This is a genomic window from Stenotrophomonas sp. YJH_SMC_57, assembly GCF_059369755.1.
The window spans coordinates 171,668-189,091 of record NZ_JCAFSZ010000009.1 but is presented as its reverse complement, the minus strand read 5'-3'; the positions used below and the strand labels follow the sequence as shown (position 1 = coordinate 189,091).

At 66.6% G+C, this 17,424-nt stretch carries 13 protein-coding genes; 4 read left to right on the top strand and 9 right to left on the bottom strand.

All coding sequences use genetic code 11. The features are described from left to right. Nucleotides 1-72: 72 nt before the first annotated feature. A complete protein-coding gene (locus AC5P7U_RS14195) occupies nucleotides 73-1,326 on the top strand; it encodes a M12 family metallo-peptidase (protein ID WP_004154531.1) in 1,254 nt (417 codons plus the stop codon). Nucleotides 1,327-1,413: 87 nt separating this feature from the next. On the opposite strand, the gene lpxH is transcribed toward AC5P7U_RS14195, so the two are convergent. The 9 genes from lpxH to AC5P7U_RS14150 all read right to left on the bottom strand — a co-directional run bounded on the left by lpxH (nucleotide 1,414) and on the right by AC5P7U_RS14150 (nucleotide 15,083). Beyond that, nucleotides 1,414-2,160 carry a UDP-2,3-diacylglucosamine diphosphatase gene (gene lpxH / locus AC5P7U_RS14190; RefSeq protein ID WP_004154532.1) on the bottom strand — a complete coding sequence of 249 codons (747 nt, stop codon included), beginning with the start codon at nucleotides 2,158-2,160 and terminating at the stop codon, nucleotides 1,414-1,416. A 59-nt stretch (nucleotides 2,161-2,219) separates the two neighbouring features. After that, entirely contained in the window at nucleotides 2,220-2,759 is a 540-nt protein-coding gene (locus AC5P7U_RS14185; RefSeq protein ID WP_004154533.1) for a phosphatase PAP2 family protein, read from the bottom strand. Beyond that, on the bottom strand, nucleotides 2,740-3,885 hold the full coding sequence (locus tag AC5P7U_RS14180; protein ID WP_004154534.1) for a glycosyltransferase family 4 protein: 1,146 nt from the start codon (nucleotides 3,883-3,885) through the stop codon (nucleotides 2,740-2,742). Before AC5P7U_RS14180 ends, AC5P7U_RS14185 begins: the two co-directional genes overlap by 20 nt. A 157-nt stretch (nucleotides 3,886-4,042) precedes the next feature. Next, the gene (locus tag AC5P7U_RS14175; RefSeq protein ID WP_004154535.1) at nucleotides 4,043-7,009 is read right to left on the bottom strand and encodes a TonB-dependent receptor domain-containing protein; all 2,967 of its coding nucleotides are present in this window, start codon (nucleotides 7,007-7,009) and stop codon (nucleotides 4,043-4,045) included. Between the two features lie 267 nt (nucleotides 7,010-7,276). After that, a complete protein-coding gene (gene ppx / locus AC5P7U_RS14170; protein ID WP_004154536.1) occupies nucleotides 7,277-8,803 on the bottom strand; it encodes an exopolyphosphatase in 1,527 nt (508 codons plus the stop codon). A gap of 291 nt (nucleotides 8,804-9,094) precedes the next feature. Further along, nucleotides 9,095-11,182: a polyphosphate kinase 1 gene (ppk1, locus tag AC5P7U_RS14165; RefSeq protein ID WP_049458124.1), complete on the bottom strand. Its 2,088-nt coding sequence runs from the start codon at nucleotides 11,180-11,182 to the stop codon at nucleotides 9,095-9,097. A 4-nt stretch (nucleotides 11,183-11,186) separates the two neighbouring features. Further along, nucleotides 11,187-12,518 carry a phosphate regulon sensor histidine kinase PhoR gene (gene phoR, locus AC5P7U_RS14160; protein WP_008267063.1) on the bottom strand — a complete coding sequence of 444 codons (1,332 nt, stop codon included), beginning with the start codon at nucleotides 12,516-12,518 and terminating at the stop codon, nucleotides 11,187-11,189. Nucleotides 12,519-12,624: 106 nt separating this feature from the next. Continuing rightward, the gene (gene phoB / locus AC5P7U_RS14155; RefSeq protein WP_005408258.1) at nucleotides 12,625-13,314 is read right to left on the bottom strand and encodes a phosphate regulon transcriptional regulator PhoB; all 690 of its coding nucleotides are present in this window, start codon (nucleotides 13,312-13,314) and stop codon (nucleotides 12,625-12,627) included. Between the two features lie 116 nt (nucleotides 13,315-13,430). After that, a complete protein-coding gene (locus AC5P7U_RS14150) occupies nucleotides 13,431-15,083 on the bottom strand; it encodes a M48 family metalloprotease (RefSeq protein ID WP_495221219.1) in 1,653 nt (550 codons plus the stop codon). Nucleotides 15,084-15,225: 142 nt separating this feature from the next. Between AC5P7U_RS14150 and grxC the strand changes: the two genes are divergently transcribed. From grxC to AC5P7U_RS14135, 3 genes are all read left to right on the top strand, one after another. Further along, complete coding sequence (gene grxC / locus AC5P7U_RS14145) at nucleotides 15,226-15,516, top strand: glutaredoxin 3 (RefSeq protein WP_004154541.1); 291 nt, start codon at nucleotides 15,226-15,228, stop codon at nucleotides 15,514-15,516. Then, nucleotides 15,513-15,905 (top strand): carboxymuconolactone decarboxylase family protein, encoded by a 393-nt coding sequence (locus tag AC5P7U_RS14140; RefSeq protein WP_005408260.1) that lies wholly within the window; start codon nucleotides 15,513-15,515, stop codon nucleotides 15,903-15,905. The genes grxC and AC5P7U_RS14140 overlap by 4 nt, the downstream gene beginning before the upstream one ends. A gap of 361 nt (nucleotides 15,906-16,266) precedes the next feature. Beyond that, nucleotides 16,267-17,271, top strand: a complete 1,005-nt coding sequence (locus AC5P7U_RS14135) for an isocitrate dehydrogenase (protein ID WP_014036138.1) — start codon at nucleotides 16,267-16,269, stop codon at nucleotides 17,269-17,271. Nucleotides 17,272-17,424 lie beyond the last annotated feature (153 nt).

Below are 17,424 nucleotides of genomic sequence, written 5' to 3'. Positions count from 1 at the left end.
GCCATATGGCCAGACCCGGCAAACCCGGGCGTGCTGCATCAACGCTGTTCACATCATTCAAGGAGCGACGCAATGTTGTCCAGATCGATTGGCAAAGCGGCAGGTGGCCTGGTGTTGGGTTTGTCGGTGGCAGCGGCCGCGCATGCGGCACCGTTGTTCGAGCCGGTGACGGTCATCAGCCGCGCATCGGCAAACAGTGAGCCCGCGCTGGGCAAGCTGCTGGCCACCCCGTCCACTGCGACGGTGCAGGAAGTACGTGTCGACGCAGCGGCCACTGCGCAGCCGCAACTGGAGTTCGAGCTGCTTGGCCAGCGCGTGCAGGCCGTGCGCAGCAAGCTCGAGGCGCTGCCCGATGGTGGCAGCATCTGGTACGGCCAGTTCCGCTCGCCTTCGGACAAGCTGACCGCGGCGACCTCCAACGGACAGGACGATCCCGGCAACTCGCTGATCCTGGTGCGCTCGGGCAACACCATCACCGGTTCCATCCGCAAGGACGGCAAGCTGTACCGGCTGCGTCCGCTGGGCAATCGCCATGTGCTGGTGGAAGTGGATGAGTCGCGGATGCCGGCCGACCATCCGGCTGACTACAACCAGCTGCCGAAGATCCCGATGGGCGACAACGATCGCATCGGCATCGCACAGGCCTCGTCCGGCACCCCCGCGACCATCCGTGTGCTGGTGGTGGCGACCAATGCCGCGGTGGCGGCCTACGGCGGCAACATGCAGTCGCTGGTGCAGCTGGCGGTGGCCGAGTCCAACCAGGGCTACGTCAACAGCAACGTCGGCATCACCATGCAGCTGGCCGGTTACGAGACCACCAGCTACACCGAGTCGGGCAGCTTCGATACCGACCTGGCGCGTTTCCGTGGCACCAGCGATGGCTACATGGACAGCATCCATACCAGTCGCAACTCCACCGCCGCCGATGTGGGCGTGCTGCTGATCAACAACACCGCCTACTGCGGCCTGGCCTCGGGTATCGGCTCGACGGCATCGACCGCGTTCGCGGCGGTGTACTGGGATTGCGCGACCGGCTACTACTCGTTCGCACACGAGATCGGTCACCTGCAGAGCGCGCGGCATGACATCGCCACCGATTCGAGCACCTCGCCCTATGCCTATGGCCATGGCTATCGCTATGAGCCGTCGACGGGTACCGGCTGGCGCACGATCATGGCCTACAACTGCACCCGCAGCTGCCCGCGCCTGAACTACTGGTCCAACCCCAACATCAGCTACAACGGCATCCCGATGGGCAATGCCAGCACCGCCGACAACCAGCGCGTGCTGGTCAACACCAAGGCCACCATCGCAGCCTTCCGCTGAGTCCAGGCGCCGACCAGGGTCGGCGTCTACCCGGGCGCGTGTACCTGCTCCGGTAGATGCCAACCTTGGTTGGCAACCTGCGATCCATCAGCCGCGCGCCAGGGTATCCAGCGACCAGCCGTCGGCATCCACCCGCAGCACCGAACCCTGTTCGTACCAGTCACCCAGAACGATGCGGGTACAGCCGCGTCCACCGGCCTGCAGCGTGTGGATTGCCGGGCGATGGGTATGGCCATGGATCAGGGTGTCCACCCCGTGGCGGACGAAGGTGGCCTCGACTTCGGCAGGGGCCACGTCGGTCACTGACTCGAACTGCGCACGGTCGTCCTGCTTCATCTCGGACTGGCGCGCCTGGCTGGCGTCGCGGGCCTTCTGTGCGAAAGCGATGCGTGCCGCCAGCGGCTGTGACAGGAACTGCGCCTGAAAGGCCGGGTCGCGCGTCTGTGCACGGAACTGCTGGTAGGGGATGTCATCGGTGCACAGCAGGTCACCGTGCTGCAGCAGCACCGGGCGGCCGTACAGTTCGATCATGCACGGGTCGGGCAGGATGCGCAGGCCGGCACGGCGTGCGTAGTCCTCGCCGAGCAGGAAATCACGGTTGCCGCGGATGAAGTACACCGGCACGCCGCTGTCGGACAGCACCTTCAGCGCATCGGCCACCGCGTCGGCGGCAGGCGAGGGCGTGTCATCGCCGATCCAGGCTTCGAACAGGTCGCCGAGGATGTACAGCGCATCGGCGCCGGGCGCCTGCTCGCGCAGGAAGCGCAGGAACAGGTCGGTGATTTCCGGACGGCTGGGGTCCAGGTGCAGGTCGGAAATGAACAGCGTGGTCATGGCTGCATTCTAGGCCATCCACGATGACGGTAGCGCCGCGCCATGCCCGGCGGCGGCCGTCACACCGGCAGCGGAAGCCAGGCCAGGCTGGCCGACGCCAGAAGCACCGCGATGCCCGTCGCGGCCAGCACGTCGCTGGGGTAATGCAGGCCGAGCACCACCCGCGACAGCGCAACGCCAGCGGTGAACGGCACCAGCAGCGGCGCCAGCCACGGGTAGTAGGCCAGCGCGACGATGGTGAACGACACCGCGTGCAGGGTGTGGCCGGAGGGGAAGCTGAACTCGTCCAGCGGTGCCACCCAGGCGCGGATGCGCAGGTCGGCCGCATACGGGCGCGGGCGCCGGGTCCAGCGCTTGAGGCCCTTGTACAGCAGCAGCGCGGCCAGCCCGGTGGCCGCCATGTGCACCGAGGCGCGCAGGCCGTCGAAGCCATCCAGCAGCACCAGCGCGCCCATCAGCACGTACCAGAACACGCCATCGCCGAGCCGGCTGATGACCGAGAACAGGCGACGCACGCGGCGACGCCGGCAGTAGTGGTTGGCGCGCCTGCACAGGCGCGCTTCGCGGTCGGCCAGCAGTTCAAGCCGCGTGGTGCGCATGGCCGCTCCTCCGCGAGTGGGCCAGTTCGGCCAGCAGCGCATCGAATTCCGCGACCACCTGCTGTGGATGCAGGCGCTTCATCGCGCGCGCGGCTGTGCTGCCCAGCATCTGGCGTTGTGCATCATCGGCCGCCAGCCGCACGGCGGCCTCGATGAACTGCTCATCATTGTCCACTGCCGCGCCATTCTCGCCGTTGCGCAGGTACTCGCGCGCGGCGCCATAATCGAAGGCCACGGTGGCTACACCACTGGCCATGCTTTCCAGAGTCACGTTGCCGAAGGTCTCGCTGCGGCTGGGGAACAGGAACAGGTCACCGCTGGCGAAATGCCGTGCAAGCGCTTCGCCACGCTGGATGCCGCAGAAGATGAAGTCAGGATTTTCGTGCGCCAGCTTTTCGCGTGCAGGACCATCGCCCACCCACACGAAGCGAGCCTTCGGGCGGATCTGCTGCAGCTTGCGGAACGCTTTTACAGCCAGGCCAAGGTTTTTTTCCGCGGCGATGCGGCCCACGTAGATCGCCACCAGGCCGTTGCCGTCCACGCCCCATTCCTCGCGCAGTGCCGGGTCGCGCCTGCCTGGATCGAACTGCTGGCTGTCGACCGCGCGCGCCAGCAGGCGCACGCGCTCGAAACCCTGTTCGCCAAGGAACTGCTGAAGCTCGCGGGTGGGCACCAGGGTGGCATCGGCCTGATTGTGGAAGCGACGCATCCAGCGCATCGCGGCGGCCTGCAGCCAGGCCACGCCGTAGTCGGGCAGGTACTCGTCGAAGCGCGTGTGGAAGCCACTGGCGACCGGGATGCCGAGACGGCGTGCGGTGCGCAGTGCAGACCAGCCCAGCGGGCCCTCGGTGGCGACGTAGACGGCGTCTGGACGCTGTTGCTGCCAATGGCGGCCCAGCCGGATCGGCGCCGGCAGGCCGAAGCGCAGGCCGGGGTAGCGGGGCAGCGCGGCGCCCGGCACCAGCAGGGTGCCCGGTGCCGAGTCCAGTGCTTCGCTGGCCTGGCGTGGCCGGACCAGGTCGATTTCATGCCCGGAATCACGCAGTCCCTGCTCCAGGCCCTGCACGGTGAGGGCAACGCCGTTCACTTCCGGCGGATAGGTCTCGGTGACGATGGCATAGCGCATGGCGGGCCTCCGGGTTTCCGGCATGCTCGGCCATGGCGATGTAGTGGACATGACGGCTTTGCGACCGCCAGATGACGCCGGTGCCGGCTCCCGTGGGCAAGAAAAAACCACGGCCCCGAGGGGCCGTGGTTCCTGTTGCAGATGACAGCGCGATGGATCAGAAGCGCTGCTGATACTTCATGTACATGAAGCGTCCGATGTCGTAGCCACCGTAGTAGGAGAACGACGAGTTCGGCTTGCTGTACATCACCGGGGCTTCCTTGCCGAACACGTTGTTGGCGCCCACCGACACGGTGGCGTCCCACGGCAGGTTGTAGCGGAACTGCACATCGTGGAAGGTCACTGCACCGCGCTCGTTGTAGGCGGTCGGCGCCTTCAGCCACGGCGCCAGGAAGGTCGGATCGGAGCATTCGTCCGGATACAGGCTGGCATTGGCGCAGCGCTCCTTCACGCCGGAGTAGTAGCGCGCCGTCCAGCTGACGCCGAAGTCGCCCACATCCCAGCCCAGCACCAGGTTCGAGCGCACGCGGAAGGCGAGGCTGGTGGCGGTGCCGATGGTGTTGGCAACGCCGTTGATCGGCGTGATCGCATCGCGGACATCGTTGGTGGATCGATAGACGTTCTTGCTTACATAGGTACTGGTCCAGCCTGCGCTCAGCTTGCCGTAGCCGGTGTCGACGCGGTAGCTGACATCCAGGTCGTAACCTTCGGTCTCGGCGAAGCCGGCGTTGCGGTTGCCGAACTTCAGGCCGGTGACGATGCCGTTGGACGGGTCGCGGGTGAAGCGGCTGCAGCGTGCTTCGATGCCCTGCTCGTAGCAATCCTTCAGGATCTGGTTCGGGCTGTCACCGACGATGGTGTTGTCGATGCGGATCTTCCACCAGTCCAGCGCGACGTTGAAGTTGCTGATGAAGGTCGGGCTCCACACCAGGCCCAGCGTCTTGCTGGTGGAGGTTTCCGGAACCAGCAGCGGATTGGAACCGGACACGAACGGCGTCGGGGTTGCATCCTGCGCCGTGGTCACCGGGACATTGCCCTGCTTCAGCTGGCGGAAGTTGGCGGCATCAGCGATGTCACGTGCGCAGCGCGAGCGGACTTCAGCACTGCCCTTGGCCGAGCCGAACACGGTGTCGCACGGGTCGCTGAACTGCGCGAAGGTTTCCGAACCGCCACCGTACAGGTCGTTGATGGTCGGGGCGCGGAAGCCTTCGGCCCAGGTACCACGGACCAACAGCTGGTCTATCGGCTTCCACTTGAAGCCGAACTTGCTGTTGAGGGTATTGCCGAAGGTGTTGTACTTGGAGAAGCGGGTGGCGGCATTGAAGCTCAGTTCGCGCGCGCCGGGCAGGTCGGCCAGCACCGGTACGTTGAGCTCCAGGTAGGCTTCCTTCACGTTGTAGCTGCCACCGGTCGGGCCGGCGGCCAGGTTGGTGGTGGCGCCGGTCTGGGCCAGGGCATCGGGGGTGTAGCGCCCGTCTTCCTTGCGGCTTTCCACGCCGAAGGCAAAGCCCAGGTCGCCGGCCGGCAGTGTCATGATGCTGCCGGACAGGTTGGCGAAGGCGTTCTTGGTGGTGGTCCGGCCGGTGGTCCGCTCCGCCGGGAACAGCCAGGCCATCAGTTCTTCATTGCCGGTCAGCCCGTTCGGATCGTTCCTGCCGTAGGGCACCAGCGGATTCCACGGCTTGCAGCCGTCGATCACCGCACCCGGGCGGCCGCACATCACCTTGCCGGTGGCCGGATCCAGGAACGACGGACCCACGGCGTCACGCACGCGCTTCTTGTGCAGGTTGCCGGTAGCGGTGGCGGTCAGCTCGTTGCGGTTGTACTGGTAGCCCACGTCCCAGTCGAAGTAGCGCTGGCCGATCTCGAAGGTGCCATCCAGCGAAACGACCGCACGGTAGGTCTTCAGTTCGCTGGTGCTTACACGCGGAATTTCCCAGGTACGGCGGTTCCACGCGATGTCGGTCGGCCGGGCATAACCGTGCTGGTTGCCGAACGGATTGAAATAGCTGTCCTTGGACATCAGGCCGGTGGCGGTCGGGTCACCCGAGATCGACACCGAGCTGGACTGCAGTGGGTAGCCTGCGATCTGGCGCTCGGCCGAACGCTTGTTGTAGCCGAATTCGGTGCGCAGGTTGACCTGGTCGGTGATCTTGAAGCGGCCGTCGAAGTACACCGAATCACGCTTGAGCGGATACATCACGTGCATCTGCTCGTTGGCGTTGCTGACGTCGCCGGTGAACGGCGTCGCGTCGGTCAGGTGGTAGTTGGCCGGGTTGGTCGGGTCAGCGCCGCGGTTGAGCGAGTAGCCGCAACCCTGGCTGGTGTTGGTGCAGCCAGGGCCACCCTTCAGACCGGTGAACTGGCCCCACTGGCTCAGCGTGGTCCAGTTGGAGGGATCGTTCGGGTGGCGGTCGCTCACGCCGTACTTGCTGAACCAGCGGTCCTTGGCCCAGACGCTCTTTTCCTCGGAGTGTTCCAGTGCCAGGGTCAACGACACACGGTCATTGCTCCAGCCGCCGACCACGTCGAAGCGGTCACGGGCGCCATCGCCTTCGCTGTACTGGCCGTGGTAGACATTGGCGGTCACGCCGTTGACGTTGGAACGGGTGATGATGTTGATCACGCCGGCCATCGCGTCGGAACCGTAGATGGCCGAAGCGCCATCCTTCAGCACTTCGATGCGCTCCACTGCCGACACCGGCAGCGACGACACGTCCTGGTAGCCGGAGGTGCTGATGCCCAGGCGCTTGCCGTTGACCAGCACCAGCGTGCGCTGTGCGCCCAGGTTGCGCATGTCGATGTAGGTGCCGCCGGTGTTCTCGCCCGCGCTCAGCGCGTTGGCGCGGCTGATGGCCGGGCTGCCCATCGCGGTGACGTTCTGCAGGATGTCGGCCACCGAGCTGAAGCCCTGGCGCTCGATCTCGACGCGGGTCAGCGCCAGCACCGGCTGGGCGGTTTCCACATCGACCTGGCGGATGCGCGAACCGGTGATCTCGATGCGATCCAGATTGGTCGGCGAGGCGCTGCCGGCATCCTGGGCGAACGCCGGCACGACGGCCAGGGCGGTGGTCGTCACCAGGGCGTGGGCAATCGCCTTGCCCAACACGGTACGTGAAGTCATTACGTTCTCTCTCTCTCAAAGACGTACGGAGATACCCAAGGAAGGCATCCAATGGCCCAGCCGAACTGCGCCGGTGCTCCGATACTAGTCTCGATAGTTAAGAGGTTGTAAAGGGTCTATGTCGAAATATTTCCTCCCATGTCATCGGTGTGATGGATATGTGAGGAAAAACCGGAACTTGCGACGGCAGTACCCGTCGCATCCTGGGGATGCGATGTTGCGGCGCAGCGCGAATTGGCGCGCGGGACGAGCGTCGTCCCGGGGCGATCAGGCCACGAACGGACGGAACTGGATGCCCAGCCCGGCGATGCCGTCGGTCTCGCCGATCAGGTCTGCGCGCAGCAGTGGGCGGGCATCGATGAACGCCTGCGGCACGATCAGCGACAGCCGGTTGTCGTCGGCGGTCAGTTCCAGCGCGGGCAGCGGGGCGTCCTCGTGCGCGCGGTTGAGCAGCACCGCCAGGCGCAACAGGGCGGCCAGCCGGCGGGCGGTCAGCAGCAGGCGCTCGGGCAGGGCATCGAAGGCGGTCTTGGTGATGCTGCGGCGGTGGCTGCGCACCAGCGCGGCCAGCATCTGCTGTTCCTGCCGCGAGAAACCAGCGATGTCCGAGTGTTCCAGCACGTAGCTGCCGTGCACGTGGTAGCCGCTGTGCGCGATCATCAGGCCCAGCTCATGCAGGCGCGCAGCCCAGCCCAGCATGCGGGCATCGTCGGCATCCAGTTTCCAGTGTTCCTGGACCTGCTCCAGCAGTGACAGCGCGGTCTCCTGCACGCGGTCGGCCTGCGTCATGTCAATGCCATAGCGCTGGCTGAGCGCGGCCACCGATTCGTCACGCAGGTCGTTCTCGCCGGCACGGCCGACGATGTCATACAGGATGCCTTCGCGCATGGCCGCCTTGCTGACCAGCAGCTTCTGCAGGCCCAGGGCCTGGAAGGCCGCTTCGAGCACCAGGATCCCGCCGGCGATGATCGGGCGCCGGTCGCTGGACAGGCCCGGCAACTGGATGTCGTCGATCTTCTTGGCCTTCAGCAGTTCGTCGCGCAGCTGTGGCAGGGCTTCGGCGGTGATCGCGCCCTTGCTCAGCTTCATCGTCGCGCAGATCTCGCTGATCGCCTTGTGCGTGCCCGAAGAACCCAGTGCTTCCTGCCAGCCCAGCGCGCGGTACTTGCTGGCGAAGGGCTGGAACTCGCGACCGATCTCGGCCAGCGCGTCCTTCCAGCGCTTCTTGCTCAGCTTGCCGCCGGGGAAGAAACGGCGGGTGCTGGCGATGCAGCCGGCCTGCAGGCTTTCGCGCTCCAGGGTCTGCATGCCCATGCCGATGATGAACTCGGTGGAGCCGCCGCCGATGTCGATCACCAGCCGGCGCTGGCCGGGCTTGGGCGGTTGTGCATGGGCGACACCGAGGTAGATCAGGCGCGCCTCTTCGCGACCGCTGACCACTTCGATGGCGTGCCCCAAAGCGGTCTCGGCCGGGACCAGGAACGACTGCGGCGAGCGCAGCTGGCGCACGGTATTGGTAGCAAGTGCGCGCACCCGGTGCGGTGGCACGTTGCGGATGCGCTGGCCGAAGCGGGCCAGGCACTCCAGCGCACGCTGGCGGGCCGCTGCGGAGAGTCCGCCCTTGCCATCCAGCCCGTCGGCCATCCGCACCGTCTCGCGCAGGCGGTCGATCACCCGCAGCTGGCCGAGCGTGTAGCGCGCGATGACCATGTGGAAACTATTGGAGCCAAGGTCGATGGCAGCCAGCAGGTCGCCATCCTGCAGTGCGGGCGGAGTCGTGGTGGTATGCGGCATGGACGAATGTTAGCCGAAGGGGCGGTGTGCTCGTCACCGCGCGGCCTTCACATTTTGTAGGGGGAGTGCGGCAGGGCTGCGCACCGCACCTGCCGAATCAACGGCAACGGCAAAAGCGGGCTATCCGTGGGATGGCGGGGTGGGTCCGATGGCAGGGGACGCCGTGAACCCGTCCATGGGGGCTTGGTCGCCGCATCCATGCGGCTCACACCCCTGCCACCGGACCCATCCCGCCTTCGACAGATTTCTGCTGCTGTTGGTGGGTGTCGACCTTGGTCGACACACCGGGGGTTACAGCCCCTGCATCAATGCCATCTGCGCAGAATGCGGGGCTTCATCGTGGGCCGGGGCACGCTTGTGGTAGATGCCCTCGGCGTCCAGTTCCCAGGCATTGAGGTTGTCGTCCAGGTAGTTCTGCAGCACCTCGCGGTACACCCGCTTGGCCAGTTCCGGATCAAGGATCGGGAAGCAGGTCTCGACCCGGCGCAGCAGGTTGCGCTCAAGCCAGTCCGCGCTGGCGCAGTACATTTCCGGTGCGCCGTCGTTGCCGAACCAGTAGACGCGGCTGTGCTCGAGGAATCGACCGACGATCGAGCGCACGCGGATGTTGTCCGACACGCCCGGCACGCCCGGGCGCAGGGTGCAGGCGCCACGGATGATCAGGTCGATCTGCACGCCGGCCTGCGAGGCGGCGTACAGCGCGCGCACCACCTGCGGTTCGTTCAGTGCGTTCATCTTGGCGATGATCCGCGCCGGACGGCCCGCGGCGGCGATGCGGGTTTCGCGCTCGATACGGCCGAGGATGCCGGTGTGCAGGGTAAAGGGCGACTGCAGCAGGCGCTTGAGCTTCATCTTCGACGCCAGGCCGGACAGCTGCTGGAACAACAGGTGCACATCATTGCCGATGTCCGCATCGGCGGTGATCAGGCTGATGTCGGTGTACGCGCGGGCGGTGCCGCTGTGGTAGTTGCCGGTGCCCAGGTGCACATAGCGGCGCAGCTTGCGGCCCTCGCGGCGAACGATCAGCAGCATCTTGGCGTGGGTCTTGTAGCCGACCACGCCGTACACCACCTGCACGCCGGCTTCCTGCAGGCGATCAGCCAGGCCCAGGTTGGCCTCTTCGTCGAAGCGCGCACGCAGCTCGACCACCACGGTCACATCCTTGCCGTTGCGCGCGGCCTGGATCAGTGCGTCGACGATCAGCGAATCCTTGCCGGTGCGGTACAGGGTCTGCTTGATCGCCAGTACGTTCGGATCCACCGCCGCCTGCCGGATCAGGTCCAGCACCGCGGTGAAGGCATCGAAGGGGTGATGCAGCAGCAGGTCCTGGCGCGCGACGGTCTCGAAGATGCCATCACTGTCGCGCAGCGTGCGCGGGGTCATCGACGGGTACTTCAGGTCCGGCTGCGCGATCAGGTCGTACAGCTGGATGATGCGGTTCAGATTGACCGGACCGTCAATGCGGTACACGGCATTTTCGGTCAGGCCGAAATTCTGCAGCAGGGTGCGCACGATGTCGCGCGGCATGTCATGGGCGATCTCCAGGCGCACCGCCGGCCGGTAACCGCGGTCGACCAGCTCGTCACGCAGTGCCAGCGCCAGGTTCTCCACCTCTTCCTCGTCCACCACCAGCTCGGAATTGCGGGTGACGCGGAACTGGTAGGCACCCAGCACTTCCATGCCCGGGAACAGTTCATCGACGAAGGTCGACAGCACCGAGGACAGGAACACGAAGTTCTGCGTGCCGCCAAGCTTTTCGGGCAGCTGGATGATGCGCGGCAGCGAGCGTGGCGCGCGCACGATGGCCAGATGGCCGGCACGGCCGAACGCATCGGTGCCCTTCAGCACCACCACGATGTTCAGTGATTTGTTGAGGATCTTCGGGAACGGATGCACCGGGTCCAGGCCCAGCGGTGACAGCACCGGCATGATCTCGTTGCGGAAGTACGCGCGCAGCCAGCGCTTCTGGCGGTGGTTCCAGGAGTGGCGACCGAGCACGCCGATGCCGGCCTCGGCCAGCGCCGGGCGCAGCGTCTGGTTCCAGCAGCGGTACTGCTGGTCCACCAGCTCGGCGGCGCGGTCATGGATGGCGGTGAGGATGGTCTGCGGGCTCATGCCGTCCGGCGCCGGCGGCAGGCCGAACTCCTGCGCATGGCGCACGGCGGCGGCGCGGATCTCGAAGAACTCATCGAGGTTGGTGCAGGAGATGCACATGAAGCGCAGGCGCTCCAGCAGCGGTACCTGCGGGTCCATGGCCTGCGCCAGCACGCGGAAATTGAAATCCAGCTGCGACAGTTCGCGGTTGATGTAGAGCGCCGGATCACGCAGCGGATCGTTGTCCGGGCTCACAGGGAGGGGGAGGGATCCGAGGCTGCTCATGGCGTCATTCTTCGATGGAAGTCAGGGGGGCGGACTCACGCGGGCGCACGTGGTCGGCATCGAAATGGCAGGAGAACACCGAGCCCTTGCCGACCTCGCTTTCAATCTCCAGCCGCGCGTGGTGCAGGCCGAGGATGTGCTTGACGATGGACAGGCCCAGGCCGGTGCCGCCGCTTTCGCGCGATCGGCTGCTGGAGACGCGGTAGAAACGTTCGGTCAGGCGCGGCAGATGCGTGGCCGGGATGCCGTAGCCGGAATCGCGCACCGCCAGCACCGCGCCATCGCCTTCGCGGCGGAACTCGACGGCGATGCGGCCGCCAGCCGGGGTGTAGCGCACCGCATTGGTGACCAGGTTGGAAAACGCGCTATGCAGCTCCTTGGTCGAGCCCTGCAGGTCCACGCCAGCCAGGTCATCGATGCTGATCTGGTGGCGGCCCTGGCTGTGTGCTTCGGCTTCGCGGCGCAGGGTGGCCAGCATCGGCTGCATGGCCACGGTCTCGTCCTCGCTGTGTTCCTGCGATTCCAGCCGCGACAGGGTCAGCAGGTCTTCCACCAGCTGGGCCATGCGCTGGCTCTGCTTGCGCATCTCCTCCAGCATCGGCCCGGTGCCGGGGAAATCGTCCGGGTCCATCATGTCCAGATAGCCGTGGACCACGGTGAGCGGCGTGCGCAGTTCGTGTGAAACGTTGGCCACGAAGTCGCGGCGGACCTGTTCCAGGCGCAGCAGCTTGCTGACGTCGCGGGCGATCAGCAGCCAGTAGTCCGACGAATAGGGAATCAGGCGCAGGTTGAGGCGGATTGCCGGATCGACCGGCGAAGGCACGTCGAGGATCGGCTCGGCATTGCGGCCACCGGCCAGCCAGTGGGCCAGCGGCATCGGCTGCAGTCGTTCGACCAGCGCCTCGCCGAGGTCACCCGGGTGGTGCAGGCCAAGCAGTGCGGTGGCTGCTTCGTTGAACCACTGCACGCGCTGGCTGTTGCGGTCCAGCACCACCACCGCATCGGGCAGTGCGGCGGCCGCAGCGCGGTAACTGCGCAGCATGTCCAGCAGGCGGCGCTTGCGTACGCGCATTTCCACCTGGTTGCGGTACAGCAGCCGGTCCAGTTCGTTCCAGACGCCGGTGCCTTCGTCGGCGGTGTCCCAGCGTTGGCGTGCGGTCAGGCGGCGCAGCACGCTGCGCAGGCGCCAGTAATGCCAGGCCAGGGTAGCCAGCGCGCCCAGTGCGATGCACAGCCACAGATGGCCCGAGAACCACCCCACCAATCCGGCGAACAGCAGTACCGCGGCGACGGTGGCCAGGGTCTTCAACCAGGCAGAGCGGATGTGGCGGGGCATTGCGATCTCGTCGTTGAGGTGCGGCGGTTCACTGGGGTGAACCGAGGGTTATAGCAGAGTTGCCGGCACCGGCACCCGCGGGTGCGCGGCGCCGGCACGACGAGACTCAGGTTGCGGTAGAGAAGCGGTAGCCGGCGCCGCGCACGGTCTGCACCATGTTCTCGGCGTTGAACGGTTCCAGCGTCTTGCGCAGACGGCGGATGTGCACGTCGATGGTGCGCTCCTCCACGTACACGCTGCCACCCCAGACATGGTCCAGCAGCTGGGCGCGGGTGTAGACGCGCTCGGGGTGGGTCATGAAGAAGTGCAGCAGGCGGTATTCGGTCGGGCCGATCGGCACCGGCTGGTCGTTGGCGAACACGCGATGGGCGGCGCCATCGATGCGGATCGGGCCGACCGCTACGCTGCCGTCCTCGTCGTCCTCGCGGGCGCGGCGCATCACCGCACGGATGCGGGCCAGCAGCTCGCGCGCCGAGAACGGCTTGACCACGTAGTCGTCGACACCGGCTTCAAGGCCACCGACGCGGTCATTCTCTTCGCCGCGGGCGGTCAGCATGATGATCGGCACTTCGCGGGTGAGCGTTTCCTTGCGCCAGCGGCGGGCCAGATCCAGGCCGCTGGTGCCGGGCAGCATCCAGTCCAGCAGGATCAGGTCGGGCACGCGGTCGGCGATGGCCGTCTGCGCCTCGCGGGCATCGCCGGCGTGGACCGGTTCGTAATCGCCCTTGCGCAGGGCGAAGGCGACCATTTCACGGATCGCGGGCTCGTCATCGACGATCAGGATGCGTTTCTGCACGAGGACACCGTAGGGCTCGGTTACTGGAGTGGTGCCAGTAGACTACGGTTTGATGACATGTTTGTGACTACCTGGCCGGAACCGGTCTGGATTGCCATCGGCCGGTCACGCAGCGCTCAGCGGCGGTCCAGGTCCGGGTCCTGCACGCCCTGGCGGCGCAGTTCCAGCACGGTGGGGGTGATCGCCTCGATACGCGCATCCACCCGTGCCCGGCCGACATAGTCCAGCGCCGGGTTGCGCTTGAGCGCCTGCAGCTGCATCAGCGACTGCTCCGGGCGGCCGCTGAGGAAGGCGGCCTCGGCATAGGCCTCGCTGGCGCGCACGCTGTCACCGGCCAGCTCGCTGGCGCGGGCGTATCGCTGCTGGAAGACCGGATCGTTACCGCTTTGCGACAACAGCGGCCGCAGCATGGCCTGCGCGCGCTGGCCGGCTTCACGACTGCCCTGTTCGTTCAGGATCTCGGCATAGGTCAGGGCCACCGGGCGGCTGTTGGGATGCTCGCGCAGCAGCTGTTCGAAACGGCTGTTGGCCTGGGCGGCCTGGCCGGCGCGCGATTCGGCCTCGCCCAGCCCCAGCGCCAACCACAGGTTGTCCGGGCGGGTCTGCAGCAGGGCGGCCAGGGTCTGCCGGGCCTGTGCAGCACCTGCCCGGCCGCCGCGCATGACCGCCAGGGCCTGGCCATAGCGCTGGGCGTCGTTCAGGCCATCCTTCTGGCGCTTGGCCATGTCGGCGTATTCGCGCTCCAGCTCAGCGGTGGAGTCGGCGCTGAGCACCCGCAGGCGTTCGCGTGCCCAGTCGAAGTCGCCGCTGGCACCGCGGCTGAGCTGCCCCATCGGGATGCGCAGCACGCTGCTGGGCAGCAGCGGGTTGTTGCCGCGCAGCAGCGGTTCGGCCAGGCTGGGGTCGGCCGGGTCCACCCGCTCCCTGCGTTCGCCGCTGGGGGTGCTGGTGGTCAGCAGCACCGTGTCCTTCTTCATCTGCTCGGCACGGGCCTTGGCCTCGCTGATGCGGGTGATGTTGACCGGGTGGGTGCGCAGGAACTCCGGCACGCTGTAGCCGCCTTCGTTGCCACGCATCGCCGCCGCCATCCGCTCGAAGAAGCCGGCCATCGCGTCCACGTCGTAGCCGCTGCGGGCCAGGGTGCGGATGCCGAGGCGATCGGCCTCGGACTCGTTTGACCGGGTGTAGTTGATCTGCCGCTGCTGCATCAGGCCCATGCCCGAACTGATCGCGGCCATGGTTGCGTTGCCCGACGACGTGCTGTTGCTGGCCTGGGCGGCCACCACCGCCGCCAGCATGCCCAGCAGGATCGGGATCTGGTCGCGCTGGGCGCGCTCGACCCCGCGCAGCACGTGCTGCTGGGTGACATGGGCGATTTCGTGCGACAGCACCGCGGCCACTTCGTCTTCGCGCTCGGCGGTCAGCACCAGGCCGGCATTGACCCCGATGTAGCCGCCCAGCGTAGCGAAGGCGTTGATCTGGCGGTCCTTCATCACGAAGAATGTGTACGGCTGGCGCGGCTGGTCGCTGTTCGAGCCGAGCCGGGTGCCCATGGTCTGCAGCCAGTCGTTGACCAGCGGGTCGTCCAGCAGATAGCCGTAGTTGCGCAGCTCGCGCAACATCATCGCGCCGTACTCGGCCTGGCGCGCCGGGGTCAGTAGCTCGCCGGCCGAGGAGCCGATGTCGGGCAGCTTCTCCTGGGCCTGGGCCAGGGGCATGGCCAGGGCCAGGGCCAGGGTGATGGCGGTAGTCAGCAGCAGGGCTCGCAAGCAGGAGGTCCTCGGGCAGGGCGCGCCAAGCGTGGCAGGGCAGGGGGCAACCATTCGTTAATCCACAGTGTTGCGGCGGTGGCGTGGAAATTCCAGCGCACCGGTACCATATATGGACCGTCGATCCATCGTGGAGTTTCCCGTGACAGCCCAGACCGCCGGCGGTGCCCCCGCCATCACCATCTATTCCACCGCCGTCTGCCCGTACTGCGTGGCCGCCAAGAACTTCCTGAAGAGCAAGGGGCAGCAGTGGACCGAGGTCCGCATCGACCTGGATCCGGCCGAGCGCGAGAAGATGATGGCGCTGACCCGCCGCACCAGCGTGCCGCAGATCTTCGTCGGCGACGTCCATGTCGGCGGCTACGACGACATGATGGCCCTGCACCGTGAAGGCAAGCTCGAGCCGCTGCTGGCCGGGCAGGGCCAGGCATGAGCGCGGCCGACGACGGCAGCAAGGACCGTATCGCTGAATTCACCGACTTCCGCAAGCGCATGAACGAGCGCATCCTGGGCGAACCGAACCAGGTGGTGCGCCGCTTCTTCGCGCTGGACACGCAGACCTACCAGGCCGGCGCGCTGGACGTGAAGACCAAGGAACTGCTGGGCCTGGTGGCTTCGATGGTGCTGCGCTGCGACGACTGCATCAGTTACCACGTGGCCCAGTGCAAGGACGCCGGGGTGACCCGCGAGGAGTTCTTCGAGACCTTCTCGGTCGGCCTGGTGGTGGGCGGCTCGATCGTGATCCCGCACCTGCGCCGCGCGGTCGATTTCCTCGACCAGCTCGAAGGCGGCGCCGCCGCCCCGGCAGCACACGAGCACTGAAACTGGCGGGTGCCGGGAACTGGGGTCTGCGGCCCTCCCGGTAGTGCCGGCCGCTGGCCGGCATCCCGTTAACCCGACATGGCCGAAGTTGCCGGCCAGCGGCCGGCACTACCGCACCCGCGTGGGGGCTTCCCCGCGATCCAACAGCCCAGGAGCCCCCTTGTTGTTCAAGGGGGTGCGCCGACAGGCGCAGGGATAAGGTGGGATGCGCGGGCAATTCTGCCTGAGCCGGGCACTGGGACCATGGTCTATTTGGGACCTCGGCCCCGGCTCAGGCATAATTGCCGGTGAAACTTCCTTTGCGCCGGCGTTTCCGGGCACGTCCGGACGGCGTTTTTCCCCCTGTTCGGAACATCGATCAATGACGCAGAAAATTACGGTCATCCGCGGCGACGGCATTGGCCCGGAAATCATGGACGCCACCCTGTTCGTGCTCGACCAGCTCAAGACTGGCCTGGAGTACGAAGACGCCGACGCGGGCCTGGTGGCCCTGGAAAAGCACGGCGACCTGATGCCGGCGGTGACCCTGGAATCGATCGCGCGCAACAAGGTGGCGCTGAAGAGCCCGCTGACCACCCCGGTCGGTGGTGGCTTCACCTCGATCAACGTCAGCCTGCGCCGTCACTTCGACCTGTACGCCAACGTGCGTCCGGCCCACACCTTCCCGAACACCAAGTCGCGTTTCGACAACGTCGACCTGATCACCGTTCGTGAGAACACCGAAGGTGCGTACCTGGCCGAAGGCCAGGAAGTGTCGGCCGATGGCGAGACCGCCTTCTCCGGTACCCGCATCACCCGCAAGGGCTCCGAGCGCATCGTGCGCTACGCCTTCGAGCTGGCCAAGAGCACCGGCCGCAAGAAGGTCACCGCCGTGCACAAGGCCAACATCATCAAGTCGACCTCGGGCCTGTTCCTGAACGTCGCCCGTGAAGTGGCCGCGCAGTACCCGGAGATCGAGTTCCAGGAAATGATCGTCGACAACTGCTGCATGCAGCTGGTGATGCGTCCGGAACAGTTCGACGTGATCGTCACCACCAACCTGTTCGGCGACATCATCTCCGACCTGTGCGCCGGCCTGGTCGGCGGCCTGGGCCTGGCCCCGGGTGCCAACATCGGCAAGGACGCGGCGATCTTCGAAGCCGTGCACGGCACCGCGCCGGACATCGCCGGCCAGGGCAAGGCCAATCCGTGCGCACTGCTGCTGGCTGCCGCGCAGATGCTGGACCACGTCGGTCAGCCGGAAAATGCCGAGCGCCTGCGCAAGGCCATCGTGGCCACCATGGAAGCCAAGGACTCGCTGACCGGCGACCTGGGTGGCACCGGTACCACCATGAGCTTCGCCCAGGCCATCGCCAGCCGCCTGTAAGCGGTCGGCCAGCCTCGGTTGGACCCACAGCGGGGCGCCTTCGGGCGCCCCGTTGCGTTTCTGCGCTTCTGTAGCGTCGAGCCATGCTCGACGGCTGTTTCACAGGTGTCCAGACGAAGAGCAGTCCAGCATGGCTCGACTCTACAACAACGG

Coding starts and splice junctions, on each gene's coding strand:
- AC5P7U_RS14195 (WP_004154531.1), top strand. CDS start 73: ATGTTGTCCAGATCGATTGGCAAAGCGGCAGGTGGCCTGGTGTTGGGT.
- lpxH (WP_004154532.1), bottom strand. CDS start 2,160: ATGACCACGCTGTTCATTTCCGACCTGCACCTGGACCCCAGCCGTCCG.
- AC5P7U_RS14185 (WP_004154533.1), bottom strand. CDS start 2,759: ATGCGCACCACGCGGCTTGAACTGCTGGCCGACCGCGAAGCGCGCCTG.
- AC5P7U_RS14180 (WP_004154534.1), bottom strand. CDS start 3,885: ATGCGCTATGCCATCGTCACCGAGACCTATCCGCCGGAAGTGAACGGC.
- AC5P7U_RS14175 (WP_004154535.1), bottom strand. CDS start 7,009: ATGACTTCACGTACCGTGTTGGGCAAGGCGATTGCCCACGCCCTGGTG.
- ppx (WP_004154536.1), bottom strand. CDS start 8,803: ATGCCGCATACCACCACGACTCCGCCCGCACTGCAGGATGGCGACCTG.
- ppk1 (WP_049458124.1), bottom strand. CDS start 11,182: ATGAGCAGCCTCGGATCCCTCCCCCTCCCTGTGAGCCCGGACAACGAT.
- phoR (WP_008267063.1), bottom strand. CDS start 12,518: ATGCCCCGCCACATCCGCTCTGCCTGGTTGAAGACCCTGGCCACCGTC.
- AC5P7U_RS14140 (WP_005408260.1), top strand. CDS start 15,513: ATGAGCGCGGCCGACGACGGCAGCAAGGACCGTATCGCTGAATTCACC.
- AC5P7U_RS14135 (WP_014036138.1), top strand. CDS start 16,267: ATGACGCAGAAAATTACGGTCATCCGCGGCGACGGCATTGGCCCGGAA.